General features: G+C 68.2%; 10 protein-coding genes. 5 read left to right on the top strand and 5 right to left on the bottom strand.

The window, feature by feature from the left end; all coding sequences use genetic code 11:
• Positions 1-11 precede the first annotated feature (11 nt).
• Both EL338_RS21065 and EL338_RS21060 read left to right on the top strand, forming a co-directional pair.
• Complete coding sequence (locus tag EL338_RS21065) at positions 12-968, top strand: PDR/VanB family oxidoreductase (RefSeq protein WP_126335519.1); 957 nt, start codon at positions 12-14, stop codon at positions 966-968.
• Between the two features lie 129 nt (positions 969-1097).
• On the top strand, positions 1098-2165 hold the full coding sequence (locus tag EL338_RS21060; protein WP_235666237.1) for a PucR family transcriptional regulator: 1068 nt from the start codon (positions 1098-1100) through the stop codon (positions 2163-2165).
• A 6-nt stretch (positions 2166-2171) separates the two neighbouring features.
• On the opposite strand, the gene EL338_RS21055 is transcribed toward EL338_RS21060, so the two are convergent.
• Complete coding sequence (locus EL338_RS21055) at positions 2172-2456, bottom strand: WhiB family transcriptional regulator (protein ID WP_372940786.1); 285 nt, start codon at positions 2454-2456, stop codon at positions 2172-2174.
• A 236-nt stretch (positions 2457-2692) separates the two neighbouring features.
• Between EL338_RS21055 and EL338_RS21050 the strand changes: the two genes are divergently transcribed.
• Entirely contained in the window at positions 2693-3940 is a 1248-nt protein-coding gene (locus EL338_RS21050; RefSeq protein WP_126331946.1) for an IS256 family transposase, read from the top strand.
• Here EL338_RS21050 and EL338_RS21045 read toward each other — a convergent pair.
• The gene (locus EL338_RS21045; RefSeq protein ID WP_163791872.1) at positions 3937-7224 is read right to left on the bottom strand and encodes an NAD-glutamate dehydrogenase domain-containing protein; all 3288 of its coding nucleotides are present in this window, start codon (positions 7222-7224) and stop codon (positions 3937-3939) included. The genes EL338_RS21050 and EL338_RS21045 overlap by 4 nt on opposite strands.
• Positions 7225-7388: 164 nt before the next feature.
• Here EL338_RS21045 and EL338_RS21040 point away from each other — a divergent pair, with 164 nt between their 5' ends.
• Entirely contained in the window at positions 7389-8987 is a 1599-nt protein-coding gene (locus tag EL338_RS21040; RefSeq protein WP_126335515.1) for a PucR family transcriptional regulator, read from the top strand.
• A 12-nt stretch (positions 8988-8999) separates the two neighbouring features.
• On the opposite strand, the gene EL338_RS21035 is transcribed toward EL338_RS21040, so the two are convergent.
• Positions 9000-9794, bottom strand: coding sequence for an Rv0361 family membrane protein (locus tag EL338_RS21035; RefSeq protein WP_126335514.1), 795 nt, complete (start codon positions 9792-9794; stop codon positions 9000-9002).
• A 118-nt stretch (positions 9795-9912) separates the two neighbouring features.
• Between EL338_RS21035 and EL338_RS21030 the strand changes: the two genes are divergently transcribed.
• On the top strand, positions 9913-10329 hold the full coding sequence (locus EL338_RS21030) for a DUF3151 domain-containing protein (RefSeq protein WP_163791870.1): 417 nt from the start codon (positions 9913-9915) through the stop codon (positions 10327-10329).
• A 7-nt stretch (positions 10330-10336) separates the two neighbouring features.
• On the opposite strand, the gene EL338_RS21025 is transcribed toward EL338_RS21030, so the two are convergent.
• A complete protein-coding gene (locus EL338_RS21025) occupies positions 10337-11221 on the bottom strand; it encodes a cation diffusion facilitator family transporter (protein ID WP_126335513.1) in 885 nt (294 codons plus the stop codon).
• A gap of 54 nt (positions 11222-11275) precedes the next feature.
• A complete protein-coding gene (locus tag EL338_RS21020; protein WP_126335512.1) occupies positions 11276-12070 on the bottom strand; it encodes a site-2 protease family protein in 795 nt (264 codons plus the stop codon).
• Positions 12071-12145 lie beyond the last annotated feature (75 nt).

Below are 12145 nucleotides of genomic sequence, written 5' to 3'. Positions count from 1 at the left end.
ACCAGGAATCGATGAAGCTACAAGTCATCCAACTCACGCTCGAAGCCGACAACATCATGTCGCTGGTGCTGCGTGATCCCAGCGGAGCCGAGCTCCCGCCATGGTCGGCTGGCGCCCACGTCCCGGTGACATTGCCGTCCGGTCTGATTCGCCAGTATTCGCTGTGCGGCCCGCGGGACGACCGCCACACCTACACCGTGGCCGTCCTGCGGGTCGACGGCGGCCGCGGCGGTTCGCGAGAGATCCACGACCGGTTGCGCCTGGGCGACTTCGTCGAGGTGGGCGCACCGCGCAACGAGTTCGAACTCGTCCCCGCCGAGCACTATCTGTTCGTCGCGGGCGGGATCGGCATCACCCCGATCCTGGCGATGCTCGAGGACCTGGCGGTGCGGCTGCCCGCGCCTGCGTCGGTGCGTGTGCTGTATGGGGCCCGGTCGAACTCTGCCATGGCATTCGTCCAACGGTTACGACGTCTGCACGACATCGACCTGCAGCTGATCGCCCAGGACATCGACGGCCTGCCGGATTTCGCAGCCGCGATGGCGGCCAGTCCGGCGGGGACTCAGATGTACTGCTGCGGTCCGCCGGCCATGCTCGCGGCGGTGACCGAACTGGAGCAGCTACATCCCGATCTCACGGTCCGCATCGAACGCTTCACCGGCGCCGGGCAACCACCTTCGCCACCACCGGGAGAGGCCGGTGATTTCGAGGTGGAACTGGTGCGTACGGGTATCACCGTCAGTGTCGAGGCGAACAAATCAGTGCTCGACGCAGTGCTGGAGGTTGCGCCGGACACGCCGTTCTCGTGTACGAGCGGTTTCTGCGGCACCTGCGAAACCAAGGTGCTCGAGGGCGAGGTCGACCATCGCGATGAGTTGCTGACCGACGCCGAACGCGCTATGAACCACACCATGATGATCTGCGTATCGCGGGCAAGGGCCGGGGCCAAGTTGAGATTGGACCTCTAGGATGGCCCGGCCGCGTCGGCGCTGTGAGCCGTAATGTCCAGAAACCGGGGCTCTTCCGGCGCTGGCGCGCATGACGGCTCGGTCACGCTCTCCGATCTGCTGGCTGAACCGGAGCTGTCCGTCCAGGCGGTGACCACTCCCGCCGACTCGGCAAAAGTGATCCGGTACGTCTACCCGACGGAACTCGTCGACCCCTCGAACTATCTGCGTGGCGAGGAACTCGTCGTCAGCGTCGGGGTGCCCGTCCACGACAAGCCGGTCGCGGACATCCGGCGCTACGTTGCCGACCTGGTGGAACACGGCGTCACGGCCCTGCTCATCGGCTTGGGGGATCTGTTCGCCGAACTCCCGACGGAGCTGGTGGAGGCCTGCCGTGCCCACGGCCTGGCCCTGCTGACCCTGGCCCCCGGCGTCCCCTTTCGCCGCATAGTCGACTGGATCGACGAGCGGCGTATCGCCGAGCGCACCGTCGATGCGCGCGAGCGGGATCTCGGCGCGCTGCTGCGCTGGTTCGTGGCGGGCACGCTGGGCGTGGGCCCGCTGGAGAATGCGCTCGCCGGTTACGGTCTGGCAGGTTTCCCGGTGATGGTTTGCGCCTTCCCGCTCGAGTTGCACGACGAGGTACACCCCCTGGTCGACGAGTACCCCGGTGCGGTGGCGATTCTCGAAGAGCAGCTACTGGTGTTGTGTGCCGGGGATGCGGCGTTCGCCTCCGCACTCGCCGAGTCACACCTGATCTGCGGGATCTCGGTAGCGCAGAACGCGCAAGCCATGGCGCACGCCATCCCGGAAGCCCTGGAGGCGCTGCGCGAGGCGGTGCGGCGCCGTCACGTGGTGCGCATCGATGACGTGTCGACATTGGAAGGATTGCTGGCCGCCGTGCCCAAGGTCCGCCTGGTGCCGTTCATCCACCGACTGGTCGTCCCGTTGGTCGATCATGACGCCAGAGCCGGGACGGGGCTACTGCCCTCGCTGCAGGTGTTCCTGCAACCGGGCAACGACATCGGCACCGCCGCCGCCAAGCTCTATGTGCATGTGAACACCCTGCGCAATCGCCTGGCGAAGGTCGCCGATCTGACCGGCGCCAACCCGTTGGACGAGGACGACCGGGTCCGGTTCCGGATCGCCATCTGGGCTGCGAGCACCATGGGGACCATCAAATCTGCGGAACCCGAACAGGTTCCGAGCCTGCGCTGAGCCCACTCAGGCAGGCTTGACCCGACGGCCGAACGGCGGTCGGGTACCGCGAAGACGATCCCGGTCCTCCTCGGTGAGACCACCCCAAGTGCCGTGATGCTCCGGGAAGGCCATCGCGTGGTCGCGGCATTGGGGTTGCACGGGGCACTGCTCGCACACGGCCTTGGCCCTCAGTTGCCGGTCTCGCCGGCGGGGCCCGCGTTCTCCCTCGGGGTGGAAGAACAAGGTGCCATCGTTGCCCAGGCATGCAGCGTCGTGCTGCCATGTCCAGAATTCCGAGCGCTTTTTCACAGGGTCCTCAGCCGGTGCTCTTTCAGTGTGGAGGGGACAACCTGAGAATTGATCATGTGGCATCCGAGCGGCTCATCGCCGATACACAGTGTGATCAATCGTCGGATCGCAAGTTGAGTCCCGCATAGTGGTGTAGCGCGGTTGCTGGGTTCGTCATCGTGTCGGTGATGGACGTGAAGCGGCCACCGCGTGATCCTTCGAGTCAACCTTCCACAGAATCCTCGAGGAGTCCCACGATGACCGCACCCCACATTGTCGACCCTGCCGGCCTTCTTGGCGAGGCCCTGTCCGAGGCATCCCCAGATCTGATGCGCTCGCTGCTGCAGACGGTCATCAACGCCCTGCTGTCGGCGGATGCTGATGCCGTGGTGGGCGCTGAATGGGGCCAGCCCACACCGGGGCGCCGTGCCCAGCGCAACGGGTATCGCCACCGCGGCCTCGATACCCGGGTGGGCAGCATCGATGTTGCAGTCCCGAAGTTGCGCAAGGGAACCTACTTTCCCGAGTGGCTGCTCGAACGCCGTAAGCGGGCCGAATCGGCGTTGATCACCGTGGTCGCCGACTGTTACCTGGCCGGGGTGAGCACGCGGCGGATGGACAAGTTGGTCAAGACCCTGGGCATCGACTCGCTGAGCAAGTCGCAGGTCAGCCGTATGGCCACCGACCTCGACGAGCACGTCGAGCAGTTCCGCCACCGCCCACTCGATTCTGCTGGTCCGTTCACCTTCGTCGCCGCGGATGCGTTGACGATGAAGGTGCGCGAAGGCGGGCGGGTGGTCAACGGGGTCGTGCTGCTGGCCACTGGCGTCAATGGCGACGGACACCGCGAAGTCCTGGGCATGCGGGTGGTCACCAGCGAGACCGGCCCGGCCTGGAACGAGTTCTTCGCCGACCTGGTCGCCCGTGGGCTGGCCGGGGTGCGGCTGGTCACCAGCGACGCCCATGCCGGCCTGCGCGAAGCGATCGCGGCCAACCTGCCCGGAGCCAGCTGGCAACGGTGTCGCACCCACTACGCGGCCAACCTGATGAGCATCTGCCCCAAGAGCATGTGGCCGGCGGTCAAAGCGATGCTGCACAGCGTTTATGACCAACCTGACGCGCCCGCGGTGGCCGCGCAGTTCGACCGGCTCATCGACTATGTCACCGACAAGCTGCCGGCGGTGGCTGACCACCTCAGTGCTGCACGCGAAGACATCCTGGCCTTCACTGCATTTCCCAAGGACGTCTGGACCCAGATCTGGTCCAACAACCCCGCAGAACGGCTCAACAAAGAGATCCGCCGCCGGACCGACGCCGTCGGGATCTTCCCCAACCGCGACGCCATCGTCCGCCTCGTCGGCGCCGTGCTGGCCGAACAGAACGACGAGTGGGCCGAAGGCCGCCGCTACCTCGGCCTCGACGTCCTCGCCCGATGCCGCCTGACTACCGTCACCAACGACAACCCTGAAATAGGAGCCGACGACATGCCCGCACTGACCGCCTAACCCACCGGATCACGCAGCACTACACCACTTCCCGGGACTTGACCGGATCGCAGAGACAGTGTGTAAGCGCGGTGGCCCCATCCGTCCGCGGCGACGGTCATCCGTCGAATGTGTGTGGCGGCAACCGAAAGTGCAGCAAGGTCGTACGGGGCCGCGTTGTGCAGACGGGCGAGGGCCCGCTGGGAACGGTCCAGGCTTGAACGGTTGCGCTCCTCCCAGGCGCGGATGCGCTCCGACGCGGAATCGCCCGGGTCGGATTGCGCGGCGTCGAGCGCGAGGGCCTCCAGCGACTCGTACAGGTTCTCCCGCAGCGCCAGCCTGGCCTGGGCATGCCAGCGGTCCCCACGGGGCAGGGCCGAGATGGAATGCAGCAACTGGTCGATCCCCAGATGGTCGGATAACGCGAAGTAGGTGTCCGCCAAGTCGATCGGGTCATGGCCGGGGTGACGTTGCACGGCGTCGGCGATGTCGAGGGCGCTGAACCAGTACAGCGACTCGCTGAGCGCGCGCGCGATCTCCGCGGGGACGCCTCGGAGTTGATACGCGGTCGCGGCGGCCGCCACCGCGTCGGCCTCTCGCCCCCGCAGGAGTCCACCGATGCGGGGTCGCAGCGCGGCGACGGTCGGCTGCAGCCTGCTGATCTCACCGACGATGTCGAGTGGTTGGCGGCGTTGGTTCAGCAGCCACCGCGCGGCCCGGTCGAGCAGCCGGCGGGCTTCGCTGCTCAGTTCGTGGGTCAGCGCGGACGGGAGGCCGGCGCCGCGGATGGCCGAGAGCAGCGGCGCGATGTCGAACAACTCGGCGGCGATGCAGAAGGACCGGACGACGTCCTCGGCGGTGGCCGCCGAATCGTCGGCAAGCCGGTGCGCGAAGGTCAGGCCCCCCGCGCTGACCAGGCGGTTGACCACCACGGTGGTGATGATCTCGCGCCGCAGCGGATGGTGTTGGAGTTCCTCGCCGTAGGTCTGGTGCAGCGGGGTGGGAAAGTACTCCCGCAGCATCGGCAGGAAATAGTCGTCGTCGAACAAGGTGCTGTGCTGCAGGTCTTCTTTCAGGTCGAGTTTGGTGTGCGCCAGTAACGTGGCCAGCTGCGGTGCGGTCAGTCCCAGGCCATGGCGTTCGAGATCATCGAATTCCTCCGCAGTGGGCAGGTTTTCGAGGTCCCGGCGCAGGCCACGACGATGCTCGAGGTCGCTCACCATCTCGGCGTGCACGCGGATCAGCCGGTGGGCGTCATGGCGCGCGCACCCCAGGATGGCGTTGTGGTCCAGGTTGTTGTCGAGCACCAGGGCCACCACCGCGTCGGTCATCGAGACCAGTAGGCGAGCCCGCTGTGGGCCGGTCAGCGTCCCGTCGGGCAGCGAGTTCAGCAGGACCTTGATGTTGACCTCGTGATCTGAGCAGTCGACGCCGGCGGCGTTGTCGATGGCATCGCTGTTGATCAGGCTGCCTGAGCGGGCGAATTCGATTCGTCCCCGGGCGGATACGCCGAGGTTGCCGCCCTCGGTGATGCAGCGGGCACGCACCGCGGCGCCGTCGACGCGCACCGCGTCGTTGACCTTGTCGTCGATCTCCGAGTGCTGCTCGGCGGCGGCCTTGACGTAGGTGCCGACTCCGCCGTTGAACAGCAGGTCGACCGGCGCGCACAGCATGGCGCGGATGAGGGCGTCGGGGGTCAACGCATCCACCGCGTCCTCGATGCCCAGCGCCGCGCGCAGTCGCGGGTTCACCGGGATTGTCTTGCACTCGCGCGACCAGACGCCGCCGCCGGGGCTGATCAGCGTCCGGTCGTAGTCCGCCCAGGAGGAGGACGGCAGGCCGTAGAGCCGTTGTCGTTCGGCGAAGGCCGCCGCGCGGTCCGGCGTCGGATCGCAGAAGATGTGGCGGTGGTCGAACGCGGCCACCAGGCCCAGTCGGGGACTGCGGAGCATGCCGTTGCCGAAGACGTCACCGCTCATGTCGCCGATACCGACCGCGGTGAAATCGTCAGCGGTGACGTCGATCCCGAGCTCGCGCAGATGCGCGGTGGCGCTGATCCAGGCGCCGCGTGCAGTGATGCCGAGCGCCTTGTGGTCGTAACCGGTGGAGCCTCCGGACGCGAAGGCGTCGCCGAGCCAGAACCCACGGTCCTGCGCGATTTCATTGGCAATGTCGGAGAACTTGGCGGTGCCCTTGTCCGCCGCGACGACCAGATAGGGATCGGCGGCGTCGTAGCAGACCAGATGGTCGGGCTGCTCCGGCGCACCGTCGGCCGTGACGTTATCGGTGACGTCGAGCAGGCCGCTGATGAACTGGCGGTAACCGGCCCGGCCCGCTTCCAGGTCGACCGGCGGCTGTTTCAGGACGAAGATGCCCTTGGCGCCCACCGGGACGATGACGGCGTTCTTCACGGCCTGCGCCTTCGCCAGCCCGAGCACCTCGGTGCGGTAGTCGTCGAGGCGGTCCGACCAGCGCAGGCCGCCGCGCGCGACCCGGCCGAATCGCATATGCACCCCCTCGATGGTGGGTGAGTACACGAAGATCTCGAACTTGGGACGGGGATGCGGGAGTTCCTCGATGTCCCCGGGTAACACTTTGAAGGCCAACCACGGTCGCGCTTCGGTCAGCACGTCCTTGGCGAAGGCATTGGTCCGGACCATGGCCCGCGCCACTGACGCGTAGCCGCGCAGGATGCGGTCGGCATCGAGGCTGACGACCTGGTGGATCTCGTGGCTCACCTGCTCCTGTGCGACGTGGACCCGCGCCTGCCGCTCGGGGTTGTCGGGGGCGACGCCGGTCGTGCCGAAGCGTGCCTCGAACAGCCCCACCAACGCCCGGGTGGCATCCAGATGGGCCAGGAGAATCTGCTGGATCCGATTCTGCGCGTAAGGCAATCGCGTCTGGCCGAGGTACCGGCCGAGTGCTCGCAGGATGGCGACCTGCTGCCACGACAATCCGGCGGCAAGGATCAGCGAGTTGAAATCGTCGGCCTCGGCTAGCCCGGACCACATGGCATGGAACGCGTCGGTGATCGCCGGGGTGTTGTCGGGGTTGAAGAGTGCTTCGCGCGCCGATCGTCCCGCGGCGACAGTGAATTCATAGCGGTACCAGGAAGTTCCATCGCGCTGCGTAGGGGCCGACGCGTGTTCTTCGAGCGCCTCGATGTCCAAGCTTTCCAGCACCGGCAGGATCCGCCGCAACGGCACCGGTTCCTGGGCCTCGATGATGATGCGGGCGTACCCGGACGTCGCGGTGTCGCGGTCCGTGGCCAGCAGGAAGTGGACGGGACGTTCGCCGGTATGCATCGTTGCATCTCTTCTCGTACGCCGGGGCGGACCGGGCTTTCGGTGAATTCCGTTGTGTGCAAACAATCGTCGGGCAGTTCGACTCAACCAACTATCGGACGACCGCTCGATCGTGGCGCCGCGCACCATGTCACAATTTGACGGACCGTGCATACACTATGTAAATGACGTTGACTGTCGCCGAAGTGCTTGAGTTGCCGGTGGTCCGAAGCGGTGAGCCCGAGGTGTTGAGCGGACGCAGGTTGACCGAACGGATCCGCTGGGCGCACAGCAGCGATCTCGCGGACCTGTCGTCGTTGCTCCAGGGCGGGGAACTGGTATTGACCACCGGCACGGCGTTGGCCCGCAAACCCCGAAAGTATCTGAGCGGCCTGGCGAAAGCCGGCGCGGTGGGCGTGATCGTCGAGCTGGGCACGGTGGTCTCGGAGCTGCCCGACAACACCGGACGCATTGCCGATGAGCTGGACATCGCACTGGTTGCGCTGCACCGGAAGACCCGTTTCGTCGAGGTCACCGAGGCCGTTCACCGTCGAATCGTGGCGGCCCAGTACGAGGAGGTCGCCTTCGACCGACACGTCCACGAGACCTTCACCGAGTTGAGCATGAAGGGGGCCCCGCTGACAGGCATCGTCGACGCCGCGGCCAAGATTCTCGACGAGCCCGTCGTTTTGGAGGATCTGTCGCACAAGGCCCTGGTTGTCTCCACCGGTACACCGGCTGATCTGCTCGCCGAATGGGAGATGCGGTCGCGGCGTAGCCCGGGTAAGCGATCCGACTCCGAGCCGTGGTTGGCCACGGGCGTGGGTCCGCGTTCGCAGCAATGGGGCCGACTGGTGATTCCCCGTCGGGCCGCCGATGCGGGCCGGGCCACCATGGTGCTCGAGCGGGCGGCCGCTGCCCTGGCCATGCGCCGCATGGTGGAGCGGGACAAGACCGGTTTGCAGCAACAGGCCCAGGGCGGGCTCATCGACGATGTGCTGCGTGGCCGGATCTCCGACGACCGGGACGCCGCCGCCCGCGCGCACGCACTGGGGCTGCGCCACTCCGCGCACTATCTTCCCGCCGTGGTGCGAGTGCCGGGACCCACCGCGTTCGGCGACCCCGTGGCGGCGCACCGCCGCAACGTCGTGCTGCTGGACGCGGTCGCGCACACCGTCAACGCCGCCGGGCACTCAGGGCTGTTCTCCATCCGCGGGGACGGCGAGGTGGCGGCGGTGCTGGCCCTGCGGGAGCACCGCGCGCCCGCCGCCGACAAGACGCTCGCGGCCCTGGGCGAGCGGATCCGGCGGGAGGTGCATCGGATCGACGGGGCCGAGGGCACGGTCCTCGCGCTAGGGCCCGCGGCCAGGTCGGTGACCGACACCATCGCGGGGCTCTCCGAGGCGACCGACATTGCCGAGGTTGCGATGGCCATGGAGGACGATCGTCCGTACTACCGCGCTTCGGACGTGCGGCTTCGCGGTCTGATCTCCCTGCTGCGGGACGACCGTCGGGTGCAGCGCTTCGCCGAGACCGAACTCAGGTCCTTGCTGACCGACACACCGCAATCAGAACCGACACACCTGACCGTCCTGCGCGAGTACCTGCGGTTGGCGGGCAACAAGGCCGCGGTCGCCGACCGGCTGCACGTCAGCCGGCCCTTCGTCTACAAGCGCCTGACCGAGATCCGCGAGCTACTCGGCGTCGATCTCGACGACGGCGAGTCGATGACCTCGCTGCACGTCGCGTTGCTGGTGCACGAGGCGTCCCGCCAACGCGCCTAGTTGTCAGGAAACCTAGTTGCCGGCGTCCTGGCAGATCTTCCACTGGTCGTCGCGGAACTGCAGGTCCAGGCTGCGCGTCGAGCGGGTGCTGGGATCGGACTCCACGAACGTCGTGACGTTGGCCTCGGCGTGACCGTCGTTGATGATCACCTGGTCGATGCTGGCGATCACCGGATTCTGGCCGGCGTCGATGATGCGCTGATGGGTCTCGGCCCACTTGCGGTCGTCGAGCTTGTTGTATTCGTCGGCGGTCTGGCCGCAGGTGATGCTGCGCAGCGTGGCCAGATCACCCTTCTCGATCGCGGTGTCATAACTCTGGATGGTCTCGCGGACCCGGTCCTCCTGGGACACCCCGATGGAGGTGCCGCGGGTCAGCAGCACGGTGGCTAGCACGGCGATGGCCACCAGCGCGGCGATCACCAGCACGACGGCGATCACCCAGCCCCAGCTGCGCTGCCGGGGCGGCTTCGGGCCGCCGGGGCGGGGCGGAATGGCCTGCGGGGTGGCGACCTTGCCGGAATCATCGGGCGAGTCCGGGGCGCCGACCGCGGTGAACACCTCGGTCTCCGGGTCCGGGTTGCGGTCGATGATCTGGGTCGAGCCGTCGTCCATGCCCGACGGGGCGGTGAAGCGGCGTTCGCCGGGGTCGACGGTGGGCAGCGCCGACTCGCCGCCGTCCTGCGCCTCGAAGATCTCGGTCTCGGGGTCCTCGCCGCGGTGGACGGCCTCGGTGACTGCGTCGGGGTCCTCGGGGTGCTCCGGCTGGCTCGATTCGTCGTCCGGATCGGGTCCTGGGGGAATCGACATCGGTGCTGCGGTCCTCCACGGTCTTCAGCTGGCTGGCGCTGCGGGGCAAATATCGGCATCAGCCTAACGCTGCGGCCGGGTCGGGCTCCCGCCCAGGCGGCACGGCACAATGGGCGCCATGACGCGGATGGGTGATCTTCTAGGGCCAGACCCGGTGTTCCTGCCGGCGGACATCGACGCCGAGGCCGCCCTGGCCGCCGGCGACAGCCCGACGGTGGTGGCGGCGGCGCATCCGTCGGCCTCGGTGGCCTGGGCCGGCCTGGCCGAGCAGGCGCTGGACGACGACAAGGCGGTCACCGCCTACGCCTATGCCCGCACCGGCTACCACCGCGGGCTCGATCAGCTGCGCCGCAACGGCTGGAAGGGCTTCGGGCCGGTGCCGTACTCGCATGAGCCCAATCGGGGTTTCCTGCGCTGCGTGGCGGCGCTGGCGCGGGCGGCCGACGTGATCGGCGAGACCGACGAGAATGCCCGCTGCCTGGATCTGCTCGACGACTGCGATCCGGCGGCGCGCAAGGAACTGGGCCTGGGCTAACAGCGGGCTAACAGTCCGCGCAGTCGGCGACCCCGCCAGGCGGTTCCACCTGGACGGTCGCGTGCTCGAGCCCGCGGGCGGCCAGCACCGCCCGGGCGTCGATGAGCACCCGGGTGGAGTCCGCGGCGCTCCGCAGGTGCGCGGTCGCCATGTCGCGGCCGGGCACCAGGGTCCAGACGTGCAGGTCGTGCACCTCGGTGACGCCCGGCACGGCCCGCAGCGCGGTGCGCAACTCGTCGACGTCGATGTGGCTCGGTGAGGATTCCGACAGGATCCGCAAGGCGGTGCGGGCCAGCGAGATCGCTCGCGGCAGCACCCACAGCGCGACCAGCACGGCGACCACCACGTCGGCGTAGGGCCAGCCGGTGGTGACGGTGACGATGCCGGCGATCAGCACGCCGATGCTGCCGACGGTGTCGGCCATGACCTCCATGTAGGCGCCCTTGACGGCCAGGCTCTTCTCGGCATCGCCGCGCAGCAGCAGGACCACCGCGGCGTTGGCCGCCAAACCCGCCAGGGCGACCACGATCAGCGGCATCCCGGGCACCTCGGGCGCGTCGCCGATCCGGTCGATCGCCTCGTAGAGGATGAAGCCCGCGACGCCGAGCAGCAGCACGGCGTTGGCGACGGCGGTGAACACCTCGGCGCGGTGCCAGCCGTAGGTGCGTGCCGCCGAGACCGGGCCGTGCTTGGCCAGCAGCACCGCCGTCAGGCCCATGAACATGGCGACCAGGTCGGTGAGCATGTGCCCGGCGTCGGCCAGCAGGGCGATCGAGTTGATCAGCAGGGCCGTGGTCAACTCGACGGCGAAGAAGACGGCCAGAATGCCCGCGGCGATCAGCAGCCGGCTGACCCGCCTATCGGTATGACTGTGATCGTGTCCCGCACCCATGGGCCCGAATGTATGCGTACTTTCGCATGTATTCAAGGGGCCTCGCCGCGCGCCTCAGCGCAGCGACCAGAACAGCGCCAGGTCGAAGCCCACCGCCGCCATGGCGCCGCTGCCGCCCAGCAGCGCGAAGATCCGGTACACCAGCCCGAAGAACCACTGATTCAGCGGGGACATCAGCAGGACCACCACCAGCAGCAACACGCCCCACTGCTTGAATCCGCTCAGCGCACGCTGGGTCTGCGGGCTCAGGTGCGGTTCCAACGCGCCGTAGCCGTCCAACCCCGGGACCGGCAGCACGTTGAGCACGACGGCCATCACCTGCAGCAGCCCCAGGAACGCCACGCCACCCCAGAACACCGACCGCTCGGGGGTGGCCAGCACCGCGCCGGCGCCCAGCAGCAGCACCGCCAGCACCAGGTTGGCGAACGGCCCGGCCAGGCTGACCACCGTCCGCTGCCACTTGGTCATCGACCCGGTCCGCAGCCACACCGCGCCGCCGGGCAGGCCGATGCCGCCGAGCGCGACGAACAGCAGCGGCAGCCCCAGCGACAGCATCGGGTTGGAGTACTTCAGCGGGTTCAGCGTCAGGTAGCCGCGGCCGGCCACCTCGTGGTCGCCGAACCGCCACGCGGTGTAGGCGTGGCCGAACTCGTGCAGGCACAGCGAGACCACCCAGCCGGCGAACACGAAGATCAGCACGGCTGCGTGCGCCAGCGGGGGATTGGTGGCTTGGGCCGCCCCGCAGGCCCAGGCCAGCGCGCCGCCGAGGCCGGTGATCGCGAGGATGACCAGGAAGATCGGGCTCGGTCGCACCGACCGCCGCGGAGGCCGGAGGGGCCGCGTGTTCATGCCCCGAAGCTACCGGCCAGCGGCCATGGGCCAGCAGCTATGGCCCGAAGTTGCCGCCAGGGTCGTGCCGCCGCC

Source organism: Mycolicibacterium chitae, from assembly GCF_900637205.1.
Classification (GTDB): Bacteria; Actinomycetota; Actinomycetes; order Mycobacteriales; family Mycobacteriaceae; genus Mycobacterium; species Mycobacterium chitae.
This window is presented reverse-complemented; position numbering and strand designations above follow the sequence as displayed.